Source organism: Pseudomonas sp. Ost2 (assembly GCF_018326065.1).
Lineage (GTDB): Bacteria > Pseudomonadota > Gammaproteobacteria > Pseudomonadales > Pseudomonadaceae > Aquipseudomonas > Aquipseudomonas gingeri.
In genome coordinates, this window is record NZ_AP021904.1 from 3,003,241 (window position 1) to 3,027,078 (window position 23,838).

The 23,838-nt window shown below is 58.2% G+C and carries 30 protein-coding genes and 1 pseudogene; 28 read left to right on the top strand and 3 right to left on the bottom strand.

Annotation, left to right across the window (positions count from 1 at the left end):
• Positions 1-7 precede the first annotated feature (7 nt).
• From KI243_RS13305 to KI243_RS13410, 22 genes are all read left to right on the top strand, one after another.
• Positions 8-970, top strand: a complete 963-nt coding sequence (locus tag KI243_RS13305) for a major capsid protein (protein WP_212810969.1) — start codon at positions 8-10, stop codon at positions 968-970.
• 46 nt (positions 971-1,016) lie between these two features.
• Positions 1,017-1,583 carry a hypothetical protein gene (locus KI243_RS13310; RefSeq protein WP_212810970.1) on the top strand — a complete coding sequence of 189 codons (567 nt, stop codon included), beginning with the start codon at positions 1,017-1,019 and terminating at the stop codon, positions 1,581-1,583.
• 57 nt (positions 1,584-1,640) lie between these two features.
• A complete protein-coding gene (locus KI243_RS13315; RefSeq protein ID WP_212810971.1) occupies positions 1,641-2,144 on the top strand; it encodes a DnaT-like ssDNA-binding protein in 504 nt (167 codons plus the stop codon).
• 16 nt (positions 2,145-2,160) lie between these two features.
• Entirely contained in the window at positions 2,161-2,529 is a 369-nt protein-coding gene (locus KI243_RS13320) for a hypothetical protein (protein WP_212810972.1), read from the top strand.
• Positions 2,526-3,182, top strand: a complete 657-nt coding sequence (locus KI243_RS13325; protein WP_212810973.1) for a hypothetical protein — start codon at positions 2,526-2,528, stop codon at positions 3,180-3,182. The genes KI243_RS13320 and KI243_RS13325 overlap by 4 nt, the downstream gene beginning before the upstream one ends.
• A complete protein-coding gene (locus tag KI243_RS13330) occupies positions 3,179-3,595 on the top strand; it encodes a phage tail terminator-like protein (protein WP_212810974.1) in 417 nt (138 codons plus the stop codon). Before KI243_RS13325 ends, KI243_RS13330 begins: the two co-directional genes overlap by 4 nt.
• Before the next feature lie 73 nt (positions 3,596-3,668).
• Positions 3,669-4,325, top strand: coding sequence for a phage tail protein (locus KI243_RS13335; RefSeq protein WP_212810975.1), 657 nt, complete (start codon positions 3,669-3,671; stop codon positions 4,323-4,325).
• A gap of 3 nt (positions 4,326-4,328) precedes the next feature.
• Complete coding sequence (locus tag KI243_RS13340) at positions 4,329-4,709, top strand: phage tail assembly chaperone (protein ID WP_212810976.1); 381 nt, start codon at positions 4,329-4,331, stop codon at positions 4,707-4,709.
• A gap of 53 nt (positions 4,710-4,762) precedes the next feature.
• Entirely contained in the window at positions 4,763-5,029 is a 267-nt protein-coding gene (locus KI243_RS13345) for a DUF1799 domain-containing protein (RefSeq protein WP_178990321.1), read from the top strand.
• A 27-nt stretch (positions 5,030-5,056) separates the two neighbouring features.
• Positions 5,057-8,119, top strand: coding sequence for a phage tail tape measure protein (locus KI243_RS13350; protein WP_212810977.1), 3,063 nt, complete (start codon positions 5,057-5,059; stop codon positions 8,117-8,119).
• A 42-nt stretch (positions 8,120-8,161) separates the two neighbouring features.
• A complete protein-coding gene (locus tag KI243_RS13355) occupies positions 8,162-8,500 on the top strand; it encodes a phage tail protein (RefSeq protein WP_212810978.1) in 339 nt (112 codons plus the stop codon).
• Positions 8,497-9,660 (top strand): hypothetical protein, encoded by a 1,164-nt coding sequence (locus KI243_RS13360; protein ID WP_212810979.1) that lies wholly within the window; start codon positions 8,497-8,499, stop codon positions 9,658-9,660. Before KI243_RS13355 ends, KI243_RS13360 begins: the two co-directional genes overlap by 4 nt.
• A gap of 1 nt (position 9,661) precedes the next feature.
• Positions 9,662-10,006, top strand: coding sequence for a hypothetical protein (locus tag KI243_RS13365; RefSeq protein ID WP_212810980.1), 345 nt, complete (start codon positions 9,662-9,664; stop codon positions 10,004-10,006).
• Between the two features lie 47 nt (positions 10,007-10,053).
• On the top strand, positions 10,054-10,737 hold the full coding sequence (locus KI243_RS13370; RefSeq protein WP_212810981.1) for a phage minor tail protein L: 684 nt from the start codon (positions 10,054-10,056) through the stop codon (positions 10,735-10,737).
• 3 nt (positions 10,738-10,740) lie between these two features.
• Positions 10,741-11,505, top strand: coding sequence for a Mov34/MPN/PAD-1 family protein (locus tag KI243_RS13375; RefSeq protein ID WP_212810982.1), 765 nt, complete (start codon positions 10,741-10,743; stop codon positions 11,503-11,505).
• A 38-nt stretch (positions 11,506-11,543) separates the two neighbouring features.
• Positions 11,544-11,963 carry a hypothetical protein gene (locus KI243_RS13380; protein ID WP_212810983.1) on the top strand — a complete coding sequence of 140 codons (420 nt, stop codon included), beginning with the start codon at positions 11,544-11,546 and terminating at the stop codon, positions 11,961-11,963.
• Between the two features lie 53 nt (positions 11,964-12,016).
• Positions 12,017-12,595 (top strand): tail assembly protein, encoded by a 579-nt coding sequence (locus KI243_RS13385; protein WP_212810984.1) that lies wholly within the window; start codon positions 12,017-12,019, stop codon positions 12,593-12,595.
• Positions 12,596-12,656: 61 nt separating this feature from the next.
• Positions 12,657-15,734 carry a host specificity protein J gene (locus KI243_RS13390; protein ID WP_212810985.1) on the top strand — a complete coding sequence of 1,026 codons (3,078 nt, stop codon included), beginning with the start codon at positions 12,657-12,659 and terminating at the stop codon, positions 15,732-15,734.
• Positions 15,735-16,037: 303 nt separating this feature from the next.
• A complete protein-coding gene (locus tag KI243_RS13395; RefSeq protein WP_244861857.1) occupies positions 16,038-16,898 on the top strand; it encodes a hypothetical protein in 861 nt (286 codons plus the stop codon).
• 56 nt (positions 16,899-16,954) lie between these two features.
• The gene (locus KI243_RS13400; RefSeq protein WP_212810986.1) at positions 16,955-17,500 is read left to right on the top strand and encodes a glycoside hydrolase family 19 protein; all 546 of its coding nucleotides are present in this window, start codon (positions 16,955-16,957) and stop codon (positions 17,498-17,500) included.
• Positions 17,497-18,012, top strand: a complete 516-nt coding sequence (locus KI243_RS13405; RefSeq protein WP_212810987.1) for a DUF2514 family protein — start codon at positions 17,497-17,499, stop codon at positions 18,010-18,012. Before KI243_RS13400 ends, KI243_RS13405 begins: the two co-directional genes overlap by 4 nt.
• A gap of 491 nt (positions 18,013-18,503) precedes the next feature.
• Entirely contained in the window at positions 18,504-19,004 is a 501-nt protein-coding gene (locus tag KI243_RS13410) for a hypothetical protein (RefSeq protein ID WP_212810988.1), read from the top strand.
• Positions 19,005-19,227: 223 nt separating this feature from the next.
• Here KI243_RS13410 and KI243_RS13415 read toward each other — a convergent pair.
• Positions 19,228-20,042 (bottom strand): annotated as a pseudogene (locus KI243_RS13415) (IS5 family transposase).
• Positions 20,043-20,482: 440 nt separating this feature from the next.
• Here KI243_RS13415 and KI243_RS13420 point away from each other — a divergent pair.
• Both KI243_RS13420 and KI243_RS13425 read left to right on the top strand, forming a co-directional pair.
• Positions 20,483-20,908 carry a hypothetical protein gene (locus tag KI243_RS13420; protein WP_212810989.1) on the top strand — a complete coding sequence of 142 codons (426 nt, stop codon included), beginning with the start codon at positions 20,483-20,485 and terminating at the stop codon, positions 20,906-20,908.
• A gap of 24 nt (positions 20,909-20,932) precedes the next feature.
• Complete coding sequence (locus KI243_RS13425; RefSeq protein ID WP_017129125.1) at positions 20,933-21,133, top strand: hypothetical protein; 201 nt, start codon at positions 20,933-20,935, stop codon at positions 21,131-21,133.
• A gap of 135 nt (positions 21,134-21,268) precedes the next feature.
• Here the strand turns inward: KI243_RS13425 and KI243_RS13430 are convergent, their stop codons facing one another.
• Positions 21,269-21,583: a hypothetical protein gene (locus tag KI243_RS13430; RefSeq protein WP_017129126.1), complete on the bottom strand. Its 315-nt coding sequence runs from the start codon at positions 21,581-21,583 to the stop codon at positions 21,269-21,271.
• Positions 21,584-22,034: 451 nt separating this feature from the next.
• On the opposite strand from KI243_RS13430, the gene KI243_RS13435 reads away from it, so the two are divergent.
• From KI243_RS13435 to KI243_RS13450, 4 genes are all read left to right on the top strand, one after another.
• On the top strand, positions 22,035-22,505 hold the full coding sequence (locus KI243_RS13435) for a hypothetical protein (protein ID WP_017129127.1): 471 nt from the start codon (positions 22,035-22,037) through the stop codon (positions 22,503-22,505).
• A 153-nt stretch (positions 22,506-22,658) separates the two neighbouring features.
• Positions 22,659-22,820 carry a hypothetical protein gene (locus KI243_RS13440; RefSeq protein ID WP_017129128.1) on the top strand — a complete coding sequence of 54 codons (162 nt, stop codon included), beginning with the start codon at positions 22,659-22,661 and terminating at the stop codon, positions 22,818-22,820.
• Positions 22,821-22,825: 5 nt separating this feature from the next.
• Positions 22,826-23,143, top strand: coding sequence for a hypothetical protein (locus KI243_RS13445; protein ID WP_017129129.1), 318 nt, complete (start codon positions 22,826-22,828; stop codon positions 23,141-23,143).
• Between the two features lie 145 nt (positions 23,144-23,288).
• Entirely contained in the window at positions 23,289-23,474 is a 186-nt protein-coding gene (locus KI243_RS13450) for a DUF1737 domain-containing protein (protein WP_017129130.1), read from the top strand.
• Between the two features lie 84 nt (positions 23,475-23,558).
• Here KI243_RS13450 and KI243_RS33070 read toward each other — a convergent pair whose 3' ends face one another.
• Positions 23,559-23,693: a hypothetical protein gene (locus KI243_RS33070; RefSeq protein ID WP_017129131.1), complete on the bottom strand. Its 135-nt coding sequence runs from the start codon at positions 23,691-23,693 to the stop codon at positions 23,559-23,561.
• Between the last annotated feature and the right edge of the window lie 145 nt (positions 23,694-23,838).

Below are 23,838 nucleotides of genomic sequence, written 5' to 3' on the forward strand. Positions count from 1 at the left end.
TTCACACATGCCAACGACCGTTAATAGCGACCTGATCATCTACAACGATGAGGCGCAAACCGCATACCTGGAGCGTGTCCAGGACAATCTCGATGTGTTCAACGCATCATCCAATGGCGCCATCGTCCTCGACAACGAGCTGATTGAAGGTGACTTCCGCAAGCGCGCCTTCTACAAGGTCGGCGGATCGCTGGAGCACCGCGACGTGAACTCCACCGGCAAAGTTACCGCCAAGAAAATTGGCGCTGGCGAGGCCGTCGGCGTTAAGGCTCCATGGAAGTACGGCCCGTACCAGACCACCGAAGAAGCTTTCAAGCGCCGCGGTCGCCCGGTTGACGAGTTCTCTCAGATCATCGGTGCCGATGTTGCCGACGCGACCTTGGAGGGTTTCGTTCAGTACGCCACCGCCGCGCTGCGCGCCTCGATTGGCTCCAATGCCAGCATGGTTGTCTCGGCCAACATCGAAACCGACGGCAAGAAGACGCTGACTCGCGGTATGCGCAAGTTCGGCGACAAGTTCGGCCGCATTGCTCTCTGGGTCATGCACTCCAGCGCCTACTTCGACATTGTCGACGAGGCGATCACCAACAAGATCTACGAAGAAGCGGGCGTCGTGATCTACGGCGGCCTGCCGGGCACCCTCGGCAAGCCTGTACTGGTGACCGACACCGCGCCGGCAGACGTGATCTTCGGCCTGCTGCCGAACGCTGTGGTTATCACCGAATCCCAGGCGCCGGGCTTCCGTTCGTACCCAGTGAACGACGAGGAAAACCTCGGTGTTGGCTACCGCGCAGAAGGCACCGTGAACATCGACGTGCTGGGCTATAGCTGGAAAGACGCCGTCGGCGGCGCCAACCCAACTCTGGCCGCCGTCGGCTCGCCGGCCAACTGGGCCAAACATGCCGACAGCAACAAAGTCACCGCCGGCGTGATGATCAACCTGACCTCCACGCCACCTTCCGGTAGCTGATCCCTGACCCTGGATGCGGCCAGCGATGGCTGCTACGGAGAGCCCCATGGAACTGATTTACACGAACCAGCTTGAAGGCTTTGAGCCTGGCAAGCGTTACCGGGACGCGCGCCTGTTTCGCGGCGTTGAGCGTGATGCAACCGAAGTTGTGGTTGTTGGCGACCATCCTGAAATTGTCGCTGCCTACGAGGGTGTCGGCATTGATGTCACCGTCAAGGAGTCGCCCAAAGTGGTTTTGGTGGCAGGCTTTAAGGACGACGGCTTGCGTCGCGAGCTGGAGGCGATCGGCTTGATCGTTGAAGGCTTCGCCAATGGCGAATTGGTGCGCCCTGATGAAGGTGATACTGCGTTGCGCCTGCACCAGGTGCTTGAAGCCGCAAATGCTGGCATCGAAAGCCTGCGCATTGAGCGTGATGGCGAAGCTGAAAAGGTTGCGCAGCTCAAAGCTCAGCTCGTCGATCTTCTGGCCCAGATCGAAGCCTTGAAGGCTGGCGGCACCGAGGCGGAAACCGACGAGCTGAAGGCCAAGCTGACCGCCGCCGGCGTGAGCTTCCGTGCCAACGCCTCGAAAGAATCTTTGGAAAAACTCGTCGCTGACCTGTCCAAGGAGTAATACTTGGCTGCCGGGCCTCCGGCGGCCAATCTTCAAACCATTCCAGCGAGTTGACGCATGACACTCATCATCGAGGACGGCACCGGCAAGCCTGACGCCGAAAGCTATGCGAGCGCGGAGGATCTGGCCATGTATGCCGTGAAGTTCGGCGCGATCATACCAACCGGTGTTCCCGAGCAAGAAGCGCTACTGCGCCGGGCCGCCCTGGCAATGGACGGCATGACCTGGAAGGGGCGAAAGACCAGCAGCGAGCAGGGATTGTCCTGGCCGCGCCGGGAAGTACTGCTGGATCAGGAGATCAAGCCGAACAACTACCTGCCAGCGCGGATTCAGTACGGGCAGATGGCCCTGGCCGCCGAGATCCATCAGGACGACATCGACCCGGTGGAGAAGCGCAAAGGTGCAGTGCTGCTGGATCGTGTTGAGGGAGCGGTGACGCGGCAGTATGCGGCGATCCCGTCCACCAGCAACCGGCTTTTGCCGGCGGCGCCGGATCGGCCGAGCGCAACCCAGTTTGCTGACTACCTACAGAAGCGCGGTCTGTTCGCAGTGCGCGCATAGCTGAAACGGAGCCACCATGGCCTTCTACGACGAAATGGCCGTGATGGCTCTGGAGATGATCTCAGAGTTCGGCCAGCCGGTGACCATCAGCAAGACGGAGCCAGGCGAGTATGACCCCGATACGGGCGGCGAAGCGCCAGGCGCCACCGTCGAGCAAATTGCCCAGGGCATCCTGCTCGACTTCACCGGCCTCGAATTCCAGAACAACAGCCTGATCCGGCAGGGCGACAAGAAGCTCAAGATCGCCGCGCAGGGGTTGGCTTGGGTGCCCGGCCTGCTCGACAAGGTGGTAGCGCAGGGCCGTACCTGGTCAATCGTTCCGCCGCTGAAGGAAGTGAACCCCGCCGGCACGCCGATACTGTACGAACTGCAGGTGCGTTCATGAGCCGGGCGGGCACCGGCCAATCCGGTAGCTTCGCCCTGAGCCTGGCAGAGTTCGCTGCCCAGACCAGTGAAGCCATCGACGCGAGCCTGCGCGAGATCATCATCGAGATTGGTAGCAGCATCATTCGCATGTCGCCGGTGGGCAACCCTGAAATATGGGCTGCCAACGTTGCTCATCGCGAGGCCAATTCCCGCGCTGCCGATGACTACGACTTCAAAGTTGCCGTTCGCAACACGCTCATCAACCTGAACGAGTCTAACTTCACGAAGGCCGGCAATCTCAAGCGAGGCGTGAAATACGCCAAGCCTCTGACGAAGACCGAGCGCGACCAGAATTTCAACGTGAATGGCCTGGTTGCCGGTCAGGACTATGTCGGCGGGCGCTTTCGGGCGAACTGGAATTTCTCCATTGGCTCTGTCGACAACAGCTTCCGTATTCATCCGGACCCAACAGGGGCTGAGGCGACTGCACGGCTTGTGGCGGGTGCAATCGAGTTCAAGGCCGGGCAAACGGCTTTCATCGTAAACAACTTGCCCTACGCGATTCCGCTTGAGTTCGGCCATTCCACCCAGGCCCCCGGCGGCATGGTTCGGGTAACCGTGGCTCGCTTCCAGCAGATCGTGCTGGAGGCCATCAGGAACAACCAGGTATGAGTCACGCAATTATCGCTTCGATCTACGAGGCAAAGCTCATCGCCTGGAACGCTGCCAGGTCGGAGAAGCTCAAGATCGTTTTTGAGAACACGGCCTACACGCCGGCGGCAGGCGAAACTTACCTGAGGGCCTTCACGATCCCGGGCGACACCGCAAGCAACACGCTCGGCGGCGATCACCGGCTGTACACTGGCGTGTTTCAGGTCAGCATCATCGCGCCGGCGGGCACCGGCAAGACCAAGACCAGACCGATCACCACCGAGCTGGTAGACCTGTTCCCGCTATACGCCAGGGACACGAAGGGCTCGGTCACTGTGGTGACCATGTCGCCAGTCGACCCAGGACCCGGCATCACCGGCGATTCCACCTACACCGTGCCGGTCTCGTTCTTGTACCGAGCCGACACGAACTGATCCCGCCCATTGGGCAAACCCAGAGACCCGCCATTGAGCGGGTTTTTTCATATCTGCAAAGAGGAAAATCCCCATGGGCTACAAACTCCCGAACGGCGGCACCTTCCAGCACGCCGCAACCTACGGCGCGGCACTGGCGTTCGCTGCCATCAGCAATGCGAGCGAGGCGGTGGCTACTGTTGTCGGCGGCACGATTGCCGCCGGCGATATCGTTCTGCTCACTTCCGGCTGGAGCAAGCTGGATAGCAAAGTGGTACGCGTGAAAGCGGCCACTGCCACGGCTATTACCCTGGAAGGTATCGACACCACCGATACTCAGGTTTTCCCGGCGGCAGGCGGCGCGGGCACGATGCGCAAGGTGATGACCTGGGTGCAGATCCCGCAAATCTCCGACGTTGCCTTCTCCGGCGGCGAACAGAACTACCTGGATGTGGTGTTCCTCGAGGATGACCAGGGCAAGCAGATCCCCACTGATAAATCGGCAGCAAGCATGGTGCTGACGATTGCAGACGACCCGGCGCAGGCGTTCAACGGGGTGCTTCTGAAGGCGGACGCCGGCAAGCAGATCGAAGCGGCGCGCCTGAATCTGCCCGGTAACGACATGCTGTTGTACGGCACCTATACGTCGTTCTCCAAGCAGCCGGCCGTGTCCTGTAACAACCTGCTTACCCGCACTGTCAGCCTGGCCCTGCAGTCCGAACCGACCCGCTACCTGACTGCGGTGGCGTAACCCATGGCGAAGATCAAAATTGCACAGAACCCAACGTTCAAGGCCTTCGTGCTGATCCCGATTGTTGGCAGTGAGCCCGAAAAGATCGAGTTCACATTCAAGTATCGGGACCGGGAAGAGCTCGCATCGCTCTTCGATGAGTGGAGCGTGAAGCGCGGCGAGATGCGCGAGTCTCTCGGGGAAAATCCGACGCTGTCGCAAATCGTCGCCGCGGACACCGAGCAGCAGGCGCAGCAGATCAAGGACCTGGTATCCGCCTGGGCCTTCGACGACAAGTTCGACGACAAGAGCATCCTGGCACTTGTGAAGTCGTGTCAAGGCGCCACCGAGGCCGTTGTAGACGCCTATCAGAGCGCCTTCAGTCAGGCCCGCCTGGGAAACTGACAGACGCCGCGCGCGCACTGTACGCATCGCCGGCTTCGGCTGAGCTGGTGGGTATGTTCGGTTTGGCGCCCGGCGATCTGGAAGAGGAAACCGAGGTTTGGCCCTGCAACTGGCCAGCCTTCAGTCTCTTCAACCGGATGTCGACACAGTGGCGTGTCGGCGTTGGCGGTGCAATCGGCCTCGACTACGCGTGCATTCGCGATGTCGCGGGCTTCCTTGGCATCAAGAAAAAGAAACTCGCTGAAATCTTCCCTGACCTGCAGGTGCTGGAAGGTGAGGCCCTGCGCGTCATGGCGGAGGAAAGGGAAAACAGCCCGTAACCACGGGCGCTTATTCAAGGTGAGTCGATGAACATTGCAGAACTCGGCGTCAAGATCGACTCGGCCGATGCAATCCAGGCGAAAACAAGCCTGGATGAGATGGCGAAGGCCGGCGGCCGGGCCGAGCAATCTGCCGCCAGCCTGATGAGCGAAATGCAGGCCCTGGAAAAATCGCTTTCCACCAATGCGAAAACCACCCAGGACCTGACGAAGCAGCGAGACGCCCTCACCAAGTTGACGCAGACAGGGGCCTACGGAGAGGCCGAGGCTGCGAAGATTTCGGCCCAGCTCGACAAGCAGCAGGTGGCCCTGGCCAAGTCAGCCCTGGAAGAGCAGAAGGCGCTGAGCAAGCTCCTGGGCGCGATTGATCCAGCCACCGCCGGGCTGTCCAAGCTGGATAGCCAGGTCGAGCAGTTGGGCAAGCACCTGGATGCTGGTCGTATCAGCCAGGAGCAGTACAACAGTGCACTGAGCAAGATCGACAAGGACTATGCGAAGCTCGAAAAGACCGCGACCGGTTTCGACAAGTTGCGCCTCGGTACTCGCCAGGCGCAGGAAAACGTCATTCAGCTCGGCAATGCGCTGTCTTCAGGCGACTGGGGTAGCGGTGTTCGGGCGGTGGTGCAGCTGGGTGCTGGCGCAGGCGCTTCCGCCGCCGGTCTTCTGGCCATGCTTGCGCCGCTCGCACTTGTCACTGCGGCAGTGGGTGGATTGGCCGCGGCCTACTACCAGGGCGGCAAGGAGCAGGACAATTACAACAAGGCCCTGACGCTGACAGGCAACTTCGCCGGCGTGAGCGCCGGTCAGCTGGGCGATATGGCGCGCCAGGTGAGCGCAACGGTTGGCACCACCGGCCAGGCAGCGGCCGTGTTGGCATTGTTGGCCGACAATGGGAAGATCGCCGGCGAGAGTTTCACGGGAATTACCCAGGCCGCCGTGTCGATGCAGGAGGCCACCGGCAAGGCGGTAAGCGAGACAGTCGCTGAGTTCTCCAAGCTGGCTGATGAGCCGGTAAAAGCCTCTGCTGCGCTGAATGAGCAGTATCACTACCTGACGGCCTCGGTCTACTCGCAGATCGCTGCACTGGAAGAGCAGGGCGACCATGCCGGTGCCGTGAAGCTCGCAACTGAAGCGTATGCAGACGCAATCAACGAGCGCACTCCGAAGATACTGGAGAACCTGAGCTTCTGGGAGAAAGGCTACAACGCGGTCGCCCGCGCAGCGGACAATCTGAAGAACATTGGTCGGCCAGATATTGGTGCCGACATCGATCAGGCTCGCAGAAACCTCGCCCAAGCCCAAAAAGGAGAGGTAGGGCTCTTTCAGAACAAGCAGGTAATGGTCGATTACTACCAGAACCAGTTGAACATGCTGGAGGACCAGAAGGCGGCACAATCCGATATCGCCAAGTGGGAGGGCGAACAGGCTAAGGCCCAGGGCGATGCAGTTTCGTCGATGGCCAAGATCGATGCCTTGACCAAATCGTCATGGACGAACGAGCAGAAGCGCACCGAGGCGATCAAGGATTACAAGCGTCAGCTCGACGATATCCGCAAGGTCGCGCCCAACGATCCGCGCCTTGCCCAGGCGACGATCGACAAGAACATCGCGAACATCAACGACAAGTTCAAGGATCCGAAAGCTGCCGCAACCCAGGTCGATCTGACCAGTTTCAACGACGCGAAGAACGATCTTGCGGCCATCACGGCAAACTACAAAAACTACCAGAGGGAACTGGACGCGGCGCAGAAAGCGGGGCTCGTTTCGCAGGCTGATTACCTCCTGCGGCGTGAGGCCCTGATAGGCAACGAGCGCGACCAAGTCACGGCAGCCTATGAGGCCGAGATCGCCGCGCTTGAGGCCGCCAAGGGCAAGAAGACCACTACCGCCGCTCAGAGCATCCAGCTGGACCAGAAGATCGCCGATGCGCGGGCGGCGATGGTCAAGGCGCAGAAGGACTCAGATAGCGAGCTAGCTGTTCTGCAGCTCAAGGAAAAAGAGCGCCTGAAGAACCAGGAAAATGCAGTCAATGCCTATACCAAGGCTTTGCAATTGCAGGTCGACACGCTTCGCGAGCAAGGGCAGCGTGCGGCCGGCAGCCTCGGCCTCGGTGACCGCCAACGCGGCCTGCAGGATCAGCAGAACGCCATCGATGATCGGATCAACCAGCAGAAGCTGGACCTGGCTAACCAGTATGGTGACGGCTCCCGTGGCATGAGCCTCGATGAGTACAACCAGAAGCTGGCAGCTCTCACCGCTACTCAGCAGAAGCTGCGCGACACTGCCGTGAGCAATTACAACGATATGTCCGCGGCCCAGGGCGATTGGACTGCCGGCGCCTCCTCGGCATGGCAGAACTATCTGGAGAGCGCCAGGGACGTCGCCGGGCAGACGAAAAGCCTGTTCACCAGCGCTTTCAGCTCGATGGAAGATGCCATTGCCAACTTCGCCCTGACCGGCAAGCTGTCATTCTCCGATTTCGCGAAGTCGGTGCTAGCGGATATGGCGAAGATCGCCGCGCGGCAAGCCGCCTCACAGGGGCTCAGCGCGCTGTTTGGTATTGCCTCTTCTGCGCTGGGTGCCTACTTCGGTGGCGGCGGGGGGAATGGGCTGGCAGCAGGATCTGCTGGCGCGGCTTCGTCGAATCTCGGCGCATCATCCGCGGGCTACTCGTCGACATACTTTCCGCAGGCATTGGGTGGAGCATGGAGTCGCGGCGTGCAGATGTTCGCCGACGGCGGGGCCTTCACCAACAGCATCGTCAGCAAGCCGACTGCATTCGGGATGGCTAACGGCAAGACCGGGGTGATGGGGGAGGCCGGTGACGAGGCAATCATGCCGCTCACAAGGACCGCGGGCGGCGCTCTTGGTGTGCGCGCCGTTGGAGGCGGGGGCGGATCCAGCAACAACCAGGTGATCATCCAACAGAGTTTTTCTGTTCCGGATGGACAGGGAAACCCCAACGATGCAGATAGCCAGGCGGTGGCCCAGGCCTATGCCAAGTCAGCGAAGCAGGGCGCCCAGGAGCAGATCGCAAGAGACTTGCGGCCCGGCGGCCAGATTTGGGCGGCCATCAACAATCGTTCGTAACCCAAGCCCTGCCGTAGCGGGGCTTTTTCGCCAGGAGAAGTCATGGCAACTGAAACATTCACCTGGACACCCAACAACGACCCGGCGGCGACCATCAGCTTTCGCACGAAATCTGCGAAGTTCGGTGACGGCTATGAGCAGCGGGCCCAGGACGGGATCAATAGCCGGTCACAGTCGTGGCCGCTGACATTTTCTGGAAAGAAGGATCGCATCAAGGAGATCATGGCTTTCCTTGACAGGCAGGCCGGTGCCACACCCTTTTACTGGACTGATCCGCTTGGCGGGCAAGCTCTCTACCGTTGTTCCGAGTACCAGCCCAAGGCCGTGGGCGGCGACGTCTACACCCTGACTGCAACCTTCGAACAGGCCTTCCACCCATGACCATTGAGCAGATCAATATTGGCTCGGCACCGAATGACGGTGCCGGGCAAAATCTTCGGTCTGGCGGCCAAGTCATCAATGCCAACTTCGCGGAGCTGGACACGCGCACTGCTGCCGCCCAAGCGAGGGCGGAAAAAGGGGTTGCAGATGCTGCTACCGCCCAGGCCAAGGCCAATGCGGCTGTGCCGGGTTCGGCGGTTGGCGTGTCAGTCGCGCAACTGGTTGATGGTGTTGTGCCGGCAGCCCAGCTCCCGAGCTTCGTCGATGACGTCCTCGAGTTCACGACCCGCGCAGATTTTCCAGCCACTGGCGAGTCGGGAAAGATCTACATCGCGATCAATGACGGTGACAGCCCGAGCAATCCGACCCGTCAGTGGCGCTGGAGTGGAACCGCGTATGTTGTGATCCCGTCATCGCCGGGATCGACCGACCAGGTGCCGGAAGGCCCGACAAACCTCTACTTCACTGCTGCCCGTGTGCGCTCCACCGTCCTTTCGGGCCTGGGGGCGCTGGTCAATGCGGCGGTCCTGGCCAGCGACACGATTCTTCAGGCCTTCGCAAAGCTACAGGGGCAGATCAATGCGAAGCTGGGTGTTGGCGATACTGCTGCAGACTCTGCGAAATTGAACGGCCAGGCCGCATCCTTCTACACCGCAACAATGACTGGCGCCACCGCCTCGGGTGATGGCGTCAAGGGCCTGGTCCCAGCGCCGCCGGCGGGCGCCGCAGTGCGCGTGCTGAGCAGCTTGGGCACTTGGATATCGCAGGCGAACGGCGGCGTCTGGGGGGCGATCACAGGAAACCTGACCGATCAGGTTGATTTAAAAGCAGTTCTGGACTCTAAGCTAACTTCTTCGGTTGTAAGCTCTCAAACTCCCAAGGATGTTACTGCCAGCAGGGCAATCGGTACGACCTACACGAATACAGATCCGTTCAGGATAGAAGTCGAAGTTATTTTCACTTCAACCTCATCGGGGCAGCTCGCCATGGAGCCCACAACCGACGGGGTCAGCCTGGGGCAGACCCTCATTCCTGTATCTGCATCGGGGTTCCGCTTCTCACGGAGATTTACCGTGCAGCCGGGGAAGAACTATTCAGTATCGCCGACTGGGTCTTCAGCCACTCCAGCGCTCTTTAAGTGGACGGAGCTACGAACCTAATATGAAATATTTTATAAATGAAGCATCTTTAGAGGTTTTTGCTTTCTCCGATGATGGTAGTCAGGACGATTGGATACCCAGTGACGTTAGGCCAATGACTCAGTTCGAAATTGAAAAACATCTGAACCCAGATCCAACTCCTGAGCAACTGGCATATGCAGAACTAGCGTGGCGCGACGAGCAAATGCCTATTGCCCAGCAGACCGTGACCGCCATTGAGTATGGCGAGCAGGATATCCCAGGCACCGCCCAACAGTGGCAAAAGTATTGGCTAGACCTGCGAAAATGGAAAAGCACCAACCCTGATTTCCCCGACAGCAGCAAGCGTCCAGTAGCGCCAGCATAAAACACCGCCGCCCGCTATGAGCGGGCATTTTTGACTGGAGAAACCCCATGCCAATCACGGCAGATATCCAGACCCTGGAGCCTGGCGCGTGGGTGGAGCTTTTCGAGCTCGATGCCACGTCGCTGGGCGCCGAGCTTTACCGGTTCCACGGTTACCCGCAGCAGGCTTCGATCTTCTGGCAGGGCAATGAGTACTCGCCCTGGCCGATCAAGGCCGAAGGCTTCGAGATGACGGGGCAGGGTAGCCAGCCCACACCGACCCTCTCTGTCGGCAACGTCGGCGGCTTCATCACCGCCCTGGTGTTGTACTTCGAGGACCTGGTGGGGGCCAAGCTGATCAGGCACCGCACGCTGGGCAAGTACCTGGATGGCCAGCCCGAGGCCGACCCCGAAGAGGAGTTACCGCCGGACATCTGGTATGTCGAGCGCAAGTCGGGAGAGAGCAACGAAGTGGTGTCGTTCGAGCTGGCCACCGCGCTCGACTTCCAGGGCGTGCAGCTCCCGCGCCGGCAGATCGTTGCCAATGTCTGTTGGTGGCTGAGCTGTGGCGGGTACCGTGGCCCGTACTGTGGCTACAACGGCCCACCGGTCGCCGACGAGAACGACATCATCGTCACCGATGCGGCGAAGGACAAATGCGGCGGCCGGCTGAACAGTTGCAAGCTGCGCTTCGGCGCGAACAACCCGCTTCCATACGGCAGCTTCCCGGCCGCCGGCCTGATCAGGACCTGAATCATGAACAAGTCGACACGCGTCGCGATCGAGCGGCACTCTATCGCAGAGTACCCGCGGGAGTGCTGCGGGCTGGTGATTCGCGAAGGCCGGAAGGAGGTGTACGTCGAGTGCCGGAACACAGCATCGACGCCGAGCGAACACTTCCGCCTGGCGCCGGAGGACTACGCCGCCGCCGAGGACCGCGGCCAGGTGCTGGCGGTGGTGCACAGCCACCCCGACTTTCCGGCGACGCCCAGCGAAGCCGACCGGGTGTCCTGCGAGGCCTCAGGCCTGCCCTGGCACATCGTCGAAGTCCGGAAGGGCGACAACGAACAGGTGCTGGCCGGCGAGCTGGTGAGCTTCGAGCCGGTCGGTTACGAGGCCCCGCTGATCGGCAGGAAGTTCGCCCACGGCGTGCACGACTGCCTGAGCATCATCCTCGACTTCTATCGGCGGGAGATGGGCATTGACCTGGGCAATTACGAGCGCGATGACGGCTGGTGGGAGAAGGGCGGCAATCTCTACCTGGAGAACCTGCCGGCCGCTGGCTTCGAGAAGGTCGCAACGCTGCAACACGGCGACGTCGTGTTGATGCAGATCCGGTCACCGGTGCCGAACCATGCCGGGGTTTATCTGGCTGATGGCGTGCTCAAGACGGAGCCAGGGCACCACGCTGCACCAGGATCGATCCTGCATCACCTGTACGGCCGGAACAGCAAGCGCGACACCTACGGCGGGTACTGGGGCGAGGTGACCGTCAGCTACTGGCGGTACACCAGGCGCTGACGTGCTATGGTCTGCCGATCTCACAAGGAGCGGTAGTGATGCGAAAATTGATTGGCGGGATGATACTTGCCCTGTTGGCCGGTTGTACTTCGAATGCGATCACTGTTCAGCAGGCAGAGAGGGCACCCAGCGATAAGGTTTTTGCTTTTCAGGAAAAGCCTGCAGGCTCCTACGGCACTGTGACGGTGGTTAGGGACAGCGGCATAAATGGATCGGCTTGCGATTTCATTGTTTATATTGATGGAAAGAAAGCGGCTAAGCTCGGGACCAGCCAGAAGGCCTCATTCTTCGTACGCCCAGGATCATTGAATGTTGGCCTTGGACTTGCTGGTGCGGGCCTTTGCGCAGGGAAGGCTACTCAGACTGTCCAGGCTAATTCTGTGGCCGGTCAAGAAACTATATTTCGTGCAAGTTCCGACATGTATGGTTTGTACATCGGGCCGTATGTTGAGTACTAGTTAAAATTACTTATAGACCGCCTCCGGGCGGTTTTTTATTGCCCGGAGGTAACATGGTTGAGAGTGCAGAAAAGATGCAGACGGTCTTGCTGTCTGGGTCGCTTGCAAGGATGTTCGGTCGCCGGCACCGGATGACTACGGCCGGCGGGTTCCGGGACATCATGGGGTACTTCCGGCAGTTCCCAGGATTCGAGAAACACATGGCCGAGAGTTCCCGGAAAGGGATGCGATACGCAATCTTCAACGGAAAAGAGAACATCGGTGAGGACGACCTTGCGAAGCCGACTGGCCAAGATGTGGTCAGAATTGTTCCGGTCATTGCTGGTTCAAAGCGTGCTGGACTACTACAGACAGTCATCGGCGCAGTGCTGATTGTGGCTGGTGCGATCTTCCAGCAGCCGTGGGCAGTGCAGATGGGGGCCGCGCTGGCGATCGGTGGAGCGATTCAGATGTTGAGCCCTCAAGCCAAAGGCCTGGGCACGCAGGACAGCCCCAACAACCGCCCAAGCTACAGCTTCAACGGTCCGGTCAACACCAGCGTCCAGGGCAACCCAGTACCGTTGCTGTACGGCCGCATGATTGTCGGCAGCGCGGTGATCAGCGCCGGCATTTATGCCGAGAACCAGATGTAGCCAGCCACCCGACATTTCCAGGCCCGCCAATCGCGGGCTTTTTTTCGCCTGAAGGAAAGCCATGATCAGTTCACATATCGCCGGCAGCAAGGGTGGCGAGTCTAAGCCGCGCCCGGCAGTTGAGGCCCCGGACAACCTGCAGAGCACCGCCTTTGCGCGCATTCTCGATCTTGTCAGCGAGGGCGAGATCTTGGGCCTGGCCGACAATATGCGCTCGGTCTACCTCGACGAGACGCCGCTGGCCAATGCTGACGGCAGCATCAACTTCAGCGGCGTGACGCTCGACAAGCGCTATGGCAGCCAGGACCAGGACCACATCCCAGGATTCCCCGCAGTCGAAAGCGAGGTCGGGATCGGTGTCGAGTTGCGCTTCGGCCAGCCGTGGACCCGCTCCATCACGAACCTGCAGCTCTCTGCCGTGCGCGTGCGCTTGTCTGTCCCGCGCCTGGCGCAGACCAACACCAGCAACGGCGATACCAACGGCTACACCGTGCAGTATCGGATCGACGTGGCTACCGATGGGGGGCCGTTCGTGCAAGTGCTCACTGCCGCGTTCAGCGGAAAGACCACCACAAAGTACGAGCGCTCGCACCGTGTCGATCTTCCTGCGGCGGCAAGCGGCTGGCAGATCAGGGTAACCCGCCAAACCCCCAACAGCACCAGCGGCGCGATCGCGGACACGACGAACATCGACGCTATCACCGAAGTGATCGACGCCAAGCTGCGCTATCCGGGCTCGGCGGTCGTAGGCCTGCAGTTTGATGCATCTCAGTTCCAGTCGATCCCGACCAGGTCCTTCGACCTCTACGGCCGGATCATCCGTGTGCCGAGCAACTACAACCCGGACACCCGGTTCTACAACGGCATCTGGGACGGCACGTTCAAGTCCGCCTGGACCGACAACCCTGCCTGGATCTTCTATGACCTGCTGCTGCATTTCCGCTACGGCCTGGGTCACCTGCTCAATGCCGGCCAGGTAGACAAGTGGGAGCTGTACCGCATCGGGCAGTACTGCGACCAACTGGTCCCTGACGGCAAGGGTGGTACCGAGCCGCGGTTCACCTGCAATCTGTACCTGTCGGTGCGCGCTGATGCGTTGAAGGTCTTGCAGGACCTGGCGACGACATTCCGAGGCATGGCCTACTGGGCTGCCGGCTCGGTGATGGCCGTGGCCGACATCCCAGAAGATCCTGTCTACACCTACTCGAATGCGAACGTCATAGACGGGAAGTTCGGCTACTTCGGTTCCGCCAAGAAGACGCGCTATACCGTGGCCCTGGTGAGCTGGAACGATCCGGCCGACTTCTACCGGCAGAAGGTCCAGTATGTCGATGATCAGCCAGGGATAGCCCGTTACGGCATCCAGCAGACGGAACTGACGGCGACCGGCTGCACATCGCAGGCCCAGGCCCAGCGCATCGGCAAGTGGGCTCTGCTGACCAATCGATTAGAAACGGAAAGCGTGGGGTTCTCTGTCGGCCTGGACGGCACCCTGGCGCGGCCTGGACAGATCATTCGGATAGCCGACAACGACCGGGCTGGCCGGCGCATCGGCGGGCGGCTGCGCTCGTCGACGCTCGACACCCTGGTCCTGGATGCGGATGTCACCGCATACCCGGGCGACACCATCACCCTGATCATGCCCACCGGCAAGGCCATCTCCAGAACCATCAAGACCGTCGGCTACCCTGTGACCTGGGATGCCAATGGGATCACCTGGGATAATGGGACGATCACGATGGACACCACCGGCTTTCCTGCCGACGTCCAGCAGGTGGTGCTGTCCGAGAACCTTGTCGCCCTGCCGCCGACCCATTCGATGTGGGCCATCGATTCGCCGACCCTGGCAACCCAGTTGTTCCGCGTGATGTCTGTTGCGGAGGACTTCTCCGACACAGAGATCAAGTACACGATCAGCGCTGTGAAGCACAATGCGAGCAAGTTCGCGGCGATTGATAATGGCACCAGGATCGAGCGCCCGCCGGTCACCGTGATCCCGCCGAGCGTTCAGAAGCCCCCGGCTACCGTCAGTGTCAGCAATGACCACTTCGTTGACCAGGGCAGCGCAATCAGCGTCATGACGATCGAGTGGGACCGGCCGGAGGCCGCGATCGCCTTTGAGGTCTACTGGCGCAAGAATGACGGCGACTGGATTTTCGCTGGCCGCACCGGAACCACGTCGATTGACGTGAGCGGTATCTACGCCGGCCGGTACGTGGCCAAGGTGCGCGCCATCAACTCCTTGGACATTGGCTCAGTGTTCGCCACTTCGATGGAAACCGTGCTCAACGGCAAGACAACGCCGCCGCCGGTGGTTTCGTTCCTCACTGCCGAGTCGATCGTGTTCGGCATCAAATTGAAGTGGGGCATTCCTCAGGAGCTGAGTACGGCCGACCTGCAGCGCACGGAGATCTGGTACAGCCAGACCAACCAGATCGGCACCGCGGTGAAGTTCGGCGACTACGCCAACCCGCAAACTGACCTGACAATCATGGGCCTGGCCGCCGGCGTGCGCTTTTATTTCTGGGCGCGCCTGGTGGATCGGATCGGCAACGAGGGGGCGTTCTATGGCTCGGTTACCGGGCAGTCCTCGATCGACGCTGGGCCGATCCTCGACTACCTCAACGACCAGATCACAGAAACCCAATTGAGCCAGCACCTGCTGGAGAAGATCGACTCCGGCGGCGGCGCGCAGATTGAAATCGATGCGCTCAAGACTGAGCTTGCCGCGATGTACAGCATCAAGACCCAGCTCACGGTGGACGGAAAGCCTTACCTGGCCGGCATCGGTATTGGCGTCGAGAACGACGAGGGGATCATCACCAGCCAGGTGCTGATCGCCGCCAGTCGATTCGCGATCATCGATCCCAACACGACCGATGTGTTCTATCCGTTTGTCGTCCAGAACAATGCGGCCTACATCAAGTCTGCATTCATTGAAGACGGCTCAATCACCAATGCGAAAGTTGGCGACCTCAGTTCTACAGGTTATGTATCCGGACTGACCGGGTGGAAACTCGGCAAGGACGGTACATTTGAAAACAACGGTACGAGCAGCAACGGAAGAATGGTTATGAATAGTACGTCGATCAAGATGTATCACGCCAATGGAAACATTGCCATCGATCTGAGCTTGTAAAATGGTAGGGATAACTATCAAGAAGGATGACGGGCAAGTCATCCTTGATATGACAATGAGCATCAGTCAAACGGTTGGTTATGTTGATACAGGTGCCGTCAACGGTAGTATTCAAATACCGCTTCCTCCTCCGGGAAAAATAGCGATACCCATAGTTGTGCCACTGGTTGATATTGCAAGGGAGAAAGGCAAGGCTCCAGCCGTTGCGATATCGGGAACAACGCTTAGCTGGGCATACTCGTACACGACAAATGGCTGGGGATTCTTTTCTGCAAACTGCAGGATCTACTATGGGTATTACTAATGAGCTCTCCTAAGCTTGTTGTCAGCAAGGAAGACGGAAGCATTCTTTTTGATACCAGATACATTGCTTACGGGTTGAAAAAGAGTGGATACCTGCAATATCTGCAGTCTTGGTCGCGCCGCACATTTAAAGGTGGCAATGTCGACCCAGCCTGGGGCGGCAACTGGAACGAGTCGGTTGTAACAGGCCCCAACGCCACATCCGACAATGTCTATGGTTTTACTCTTGTTGGAGCCAAATCACCTATCGTGTTTATTGTTGGGCCTGGTTGCAGGGTTGGTTCTACACGCAACCCTGACGGCAGTATCACTTTCTACTATTGCGGTGTGACCACTGCAGTCAAATACTATTGCTTTGACCTTATGAGTGATGATATTCCGGGTGGTCCTTATCTCAAGACGTATCTGGAGAATGGGGATATCTCCTTTAACTCTTTGCAGCCACCACTGAACGTTGTTCAGTCAATCATGGCACCGCCGCCTTACTTGAGTCTGGAATCGGGTACACCTGCACCATACTTGGGTGGGGGTAAATCTTTCACAGAGTCTCCGCGATCTGCGTACTTTTATTACACATTCTCGCTGACTGCTGGCGTTGAATACGCGGTGCATCTTCCTTGGTCCAGGGGCGGAGGTCTTATCATGGGTACAGAGGCGCCTGGACCTGGCTTTGGTCACAGTACTATCGAAGGTGCATATGGAGGCATTGGCACTGCGACCTTCATGTTTGGTCCAGCGGCCGGGGGGCAGGCATCTCAGAGCCGAAGCGTCTCTCAAACCACTTGGCTAAACACTGCATCAGCTCCACGCCCCAGCGCACTTGTAGTAAATACCGCCGGACTTCCATTTCCATACAACTGAGCAAGCCAAACAAACTGGCCCGCCGCGCGCGGGCTTTTTTTCGCCAGGAGAAAGTCATGCCAATTACTCAGCAGCAGCTGCTGCAGATACTCCCCAGCGCCGGCCAGAAAGCCGGCGTTTTTGTTCCCGCTCTCAACACCGCAATGAGCAAGTACGGAATCGTCGGCCGGCTGCGCGTAGCCGCATTCATCGCCCAGATCGGTCATGAGTCCGGCCAGTTGCGCTACGTGCGCGAGCTGGGCAGCGATCAGTACCTGAGCAAGTACGACACCGGCACCCTGGCCGCCCGCCTGGGCAACACCCCCGAGGCGGACGGCGACGGCCAGAAGTACCGCGGCAGGGGGCTGATCCAGATCACTGGCCGAGCGAACTACGCGGCGTGCGGTGAGGCCCTGGGCCTTGACCTGGTTAATCAGCCGGAGCTGCTCGAGCAGCCACAGTATGCGTGCATGTCTGCGGCCTGGTTCTGGTCGAGCAGGGGGCTGAACACTCTGGCCGACGCTGGCCAGTTCACGAAGATCACGGCCAGGATCAATGGCGGCCAGAACGGCGCCGCAGATCGCCAGGCGCTCTATGACCTGGCATTGAAGGTGCTTCCATGACGCTGCTCGGGCGGATCGCCCCATACCTTGCTGTCCTGCTGCTGGTTGCTGGAGCCCTGTACGGTGCCTATCACTTCGGCTGTAGTGTGACCGATGAGCGCTGGCAGGCCCGATGGAACAAGCGCGACTCCGACGACAACGCCGCAAAGGCTGCTGCAGAGGTCGTCGCGCGCGCGACTGAGCAGGCCCGGCAAAACTCAATCAACAAGGCGGTTCAAGATGGACAACGGAAAATCGATCAAGCAACGGCTGATGCTGCTGGCGCTCGGTCCGCTGCTGACAGCCTGCAGCGGACAGTCGACGACCTCGCCGGGCGTCTCAAGCGTGCGGCCGGCAGCAATTCCTGCACTGCCGCCACAAGCGCGGCAATTGCCCGAACAGCCCTGGTGTTTGCCGACCTGCTCAAGCGCGCTGACGATCGAGCGGGAAAACTGGCAGAGGCTGCTGATCAAAGCCGAAGCAGGGGAGTGACGTGCGAAAGGGCGTATGAAGCGCTGGTGGATCTGAAATAGGGGGTTGTGTTCGTTCGGCAGGACGCCGCAGGAAGGGTAAAATCAGTTCCGCAATCAGGGTGTGACGCCTTGATTTTAAAGGCCTTCAGACATGCTTGAAATTCTTAGTTGCGGAATCAGATTCGTCGTAAGCGGTTGAAAAATAAGGCTAGTGTCGTAGATTGCAAATCCATCTACGCCGGTTCGATTCCGACCTCGGCCTCCACCATTCAAAACCCTGTAGATCAATGGTCTACGGGGTTTTTTATTGCCTGTAGAAAACCAATCATTTCCGCAATTATTGCCATCGTTTCCGCAACTGGGCGTCATTTCGTTGGACTGACGATCTCGCCAACGCGGCGATATACCTTCTTTGTCATTTCTTCTCTCGAATGTCCAAAATATGCGTACGTAGCACTCTGTTACTAGATGCAACAAAGGAATGGTGGCGAATTGATGGTAAATTGGGTATCACAGGAGGGGACGGCATGGGGCCGAACTAGGGAGCTTCAATGAAAATTCGAACGGAACATCAAAACCTTGGCGCTGCGCTAATGCAGATCGCGGAGGATGACAACTTCACGGCCATCAATCCGCTTCGCCTCAAGGGAGATAAGGTCAACAACGCCTTTCTCATCAACGCCGATACCTGCCTGTTTTTGAAGTACAGCCAGGAGCCTAAGGGTGGTGCGCAGGAGTACAAATTCACTTTTTCATCTGACGTACTCGACTCTGTTGAACTTTCTACGGAGTTCTACAAAAAAATCTTTATTGGTCTTGTATGCGTGGAAGATCAAGAGATTTGTTGTATTGACATGGATCAGATGACAGAGATGCTTCAGGCCAGGATCAAATCTGCTGGACAGGAAGAAGAGACTTATCAGGTCCTGGTCACTGTACCAGAAGGGAGGAGTATGCGAGCCTATACCAACGCTTCTGGACGCAAAGGCGTTATTGCGGGCAAGGAAAAAGTCATTTCTCGTAGCCGATTCCCAAGTTGCCTGTTTGCCTGATATAGCGATTATTCATTCATCATGGCAGACCCGCAGCGTCTCGCGATCCCAAGGCTGCTGGTGATTCCTCTCCATAGCCGGCGATCCCGTGATTTCATAGCGCGGAGGGGGGGTAGAGCTGGGCATTGTCAGATTTTTTTTCCTTCAATGTGCTACTACTGAAGTGAAAACAAGCCCTCATTTTCTACAGACTTCTGCTTTTCGCAGAAATACCCTTTATTCTCTAGGCACTGTACGAAAAGAAATATCGTAGACACCGCCGCCAGCAAGCTAGTGTGACCATCGCTACGAAGCTTTCCGCCAGCTTGCAATAGCGTGTTCCCAGGCGGCGGTGTTCCTTAAGCCAACCAAATAACCGCTCTATTACATTCCGCTGCCGATATTTGGGCTTGTCGAAGAGACGCAGCAAGCCGGGCTGTGGCTTGCGCTTCATGTCCCGCAGAGGAATTACTGGCTGCATTCGATAATGATCGCAGTACCGGTGCAGCGAGTCAGCGTCATACCCCTTGTCTGCCAAGAGCCAGCGCCATCGCTTGCGTGGCCTACCTCGACCCGAGGGGATGCGGACGCCATCAAGCAGCGGCTGAACATGTGAAATGTCGCTTGCCTGCCCACCAGAGAGAGTGAAGTGGAGCGATATGCCTTGGGCGTCGCAGACCATGTGAATTTTCGTCGGCAACCCACCCCGACTTCGTCCAAGTGCGTGGTCGGCTGGTTCTTGCGCCACCCTTTTTTGCATGCGCCGGAAGAGGTTCGGGTGGTTTTCACTGCCGTTGAGTCGATGCACTAGGTATCCAGGTCGATCAGGCCCTGTGCATTAAGTTTGACGTGTAGCCGCCTGAGCATCTTGTTGAAGGTCCCCTGGTTTCGCCAGTCTCGAAATCGCTGATAGACCGGCGACCAAGACCCAAATCGCTCAGGCATGTCCCACCATGCTGCACCGGAGCAAGGCACCAACAGCACACCGTTGAGCATCAAGCGGTCGTCGACTCTTGGGCGTCCGGTGCGTCGATGTTCAGCAAAAAGATCAGCGACTATTTGCCAGTCTGCATCGGAAAGTTCGTATCATTTGGGCATGGTAGAGCCCTTCGCCTAAATGGCAAGAACTCTACGGAAACTCAGGCCCTCAGGGGCCGCGATGGAGTTTCAAAGGTTTTCATACAGAACCTAGGAAGCTCAAATGGGCAGACCTGCGTGCGGGCGATTTTTCGTAGAGCGGGCGTAACGTGTGAGGCGGCTGATAGCGAAGCGAAAATGGGGCATCATCGTGATGAGGTATTCGGGGGACAGACCATTATTGTGGTGTGAAATAATCCACCTAAAAAACTCATGATTCCTACAGCCTTTAGGCGTGGGAAAGGTTGTGTGCACCAAATGCCGAGGCTACAGTTTCAAACATTGCTGCAAATTCAGCAATACGGGCGTGGAAACCCGTGAACGAATATGGCGAACTCCTAAATCTGAATAGGGAGGTCACCATGACCAAGAAAATTACGCCCGATCCACCGACTGCTGACAAAGTCCCAAACACCCACGACAAGGATGTGTTCCTGTGTCAGATCCTCAACGACCCTTCGAGGCCTGACGAGTCGGAATTGGCGAACGCACCGCGTTTACTCGATACCCTCACGTTCACATGTTCCAAGCCTGTTACGCCGCAAGCCCCGGATAAACCCTCACTGTTCGCCATCCAACCGGGCATCAATGCCCAGGAGGCACTGACCTACGTTTCCCATCTGCTCGAAGCGGCAGAACTCAACGGTGATGAAATCAGCCTGCACGCCAATCCCGTCGAACGGGCATTGTTCTGGAACATGCTGCACTCGGTGGAGGTGGCGCGTGCGGTAGTGGATGCGCTGCTTGAGGGCTCTTCCTCGTCTGATCAGGCATTGCCCGAGGGCTGATATCCCTCTCCATAGGAAGCCATCATGAGTACTCGACTTTCCCCCGTCGTTTCGGAGTTCGAGACAGAAGAGCAGGCGGCCAGTTATGACCGTTGGTTTCGTGCCAAGGTGCAGGCGTCGCTTGATAATCCGGGTCCTGGCATTCCGCATGACCAAGCGATGGCTTTAGTGCAAGCGGTTCTGGACGAACGCAGGTCGGCTCGTACGAAGCGCTCGCTGGACTAAAAGACCGCCAGTGACCTGGTGGAATCGTTGATTATATTGAGTCGCACAACTGTCCTTATATACGAAAAGGGAGCAGATTTACTTTCGCGATTATTATAGACGCGAAAGTAAAACTGCCCCCTTTTTCTATTGATATCAGCTGTAGTCCTTAAACGTCTTGTCCTGCCATTCGCCGGAGTTGGGGTTGTACACTTTGTCCGGTTTCTGCACTGATCCCGAGGCTCCAGATCCTGTGTAACCCCTTTGGATCGAGGTGATTCCGCTTATTGGGACTTCATTGATCTGGCCGCTGTAGGTCGTCGATTCAAGAAAGGCCTTTCCTGCCAGGGTGTCCACATTCCTCAGCTTGCCCTGTATGCATTGGGACGACATGGCTCCAGGAAATTGCCCCCAGATACGAAGGTATTCACCAGTAGGAATACTGTTAAGTTCTTCAGCGAAATTGCTCATTCTGGTTCCCTCAGAAAGTTATAAAAATAAGCAGGTGCCTGGAAAATATAATCGCTCGATTTTTGGTTGTTAGAATTTTTGATATTTTTGCATATAGCGTTTTATTTTTTGTTGGATGCTGATTATGTGCTATGGGGCGTCTCGATACCTGTAGATGGTTCGCGTGGTGGTGTTTTTCGAGGCGTGTTTATATGTTTAGTTGTTTGTAGCGTTGGGTTGTTTATTGAGCTTTGTTGGTAGGGGCGCCTGTTTCTGTGATTCAACAGCCTGCGCGAAACCAGCTGAAGCTCATCAGCGCCAATGAAATATTTGTTAGTTGTTCCGAATCGCTACGACACGGACCATGGTTCGGAATCAACGGCAATCATGCTATTTCAACACGAGGGAAATCTGTTCCATGCATCAGAGAAAACGCTCACCGCGGCATGCTGTCATCCACAGTCTGTGCGGCATGAGCCTACGTACGGCAGGTGCTGTCGCAATCACCCTGGCGACCCTGGGCGGCGCACAGGCGGCCACTCCCGCCACCGATACCATCAAGGCGTTCAAGTTGTGCACGGGGGTGGATAACAACTCGCACGTGCTGGAGGGAACCATCGACCAGAGCATGCGCAACGGCGTGACAGCTATTCACTTCAAGCAAACCCCGGCACATGCTTCCTATGATTGGCATAAGGACCCGGAGCCCCAGTACGTGATGACGTTGTCCGGCACCCTGGCGTTCGTGACCCGAACCGGCGAGAAGTTCACCCTGCATCCGGGGGAAGTGCTGGTCGCCGAAGACAATACCGGCTCAGGACATCGCTGGAAGCTGGTTGACGATCAACCCTGGCGGCGTGGGTATGTGGTCCTGAAACCTGGTGCGCCGGACTCGTTTATCCCGGACGATGCTGTCGCCGCGAAAGTGTGCAAGGCGCTTTAATCGCGTCATCGCATTCCCCTGGATTGCTTGTTTCAAGGCCGCTTCGCGCCCCAGCGCGGTGGTGCAGCGTTCCGACACAAATTGTTCACAGGAATCAACGCACGTATGATCGGTTCGAGTCGCTGAGACTCGCCCCTTCAAAAGGACAAGAGCATGGAAAAGCACTTCGGTAATTCAGGCCTGTTCAAGGCTGCTTCGTATCACTGCAACGAATCCCTGGATGGCGGCATCGCCGACTGGGAGCTGAAAAACAGTGCGCTGAATACGAAGGAGTTTTTGATATGTCCAAAGAATTACTCGGAGTTTTTGCTCTAGGGCTGATGGTAGTAGGTGAGTTTTGTGCAATCTACAGCGAGGTGGTCACTGCCAGGCTTGCCCAGACGGGCAGCGGTTCAGGGGAGGCTTTCATACTTCCGGTCGTGCTGATGTGCTTCGCAGGCCTTTGCTTGCTGGGTGCCTATTGGCTGGGTTATGTGGCTGTCGGTGACATCTGGATCGTCACTGTGGTTTCCGTGACTTCGTTGCTGATTCTTGAGCCGATCGTGGTCTGGTCCCTGTTCGGTGAGGTACCGGGGCGAGGTGCACTGATCGGGTTCTGCCTGGGGGCTCTGGGAATGCTTTCCACAGTGATGCTGTAGTTGCACGTTCTGGCCTGGCTGTTGGATGCTGGGCCGGGGCCAGCCCGCCCTTGGTGCTACAGTCTCGCTCCCTCCACGCATCATCGGACAAACCCAGGCCAGGTAATCCAGGCAGGTTTCCTTATCCATTCATACAGGTGCAGCCATGCAGAAGACCCCTCCCGAAGGCTTACCCATTTATCGGATCCTGACAGGCAAGGATGACGCGTCATTCTGCCATCGAGTGTCTGAAGCCCTTGCCCTGGGCTACCAGCTTTATGGCTCGCCAGCGGCAACGTTCAACGGCGAGTTTGTGGTGGTGGCGCAGGCTGTCATCTGGCCGGGCAGGTAGGTTTCCTGTCGGACAACAGGCCCCGGGCCGTTCGCCGGGCCTTCTGTATCGGGCAGGCATGAAGCCGCTCGAAAGACCGGGTCGCTACTCCACGGTGCAGACCCAGCGATGGTTGTGCCGGTAGGGGGCCCGGGTAAACGCAACGTCCGCTACCAGTATCATGCCGCGTTCTTGCAGCGCTTCGGTCAGTTGTACGAGTGTCTCTGCTTCGATAGTCATTGCTGTTACCTCGTCAGACTGACTGCGTTCATAATTCCTGACCAGGAGGACAGGCGGCTAATTCAATTTTTCTACCTCGGCGATACAGGCCTCCTTGATCTGGCAGGGCTTTTATCGGTTCGACGCTTGGCTAGCCCGATGACGC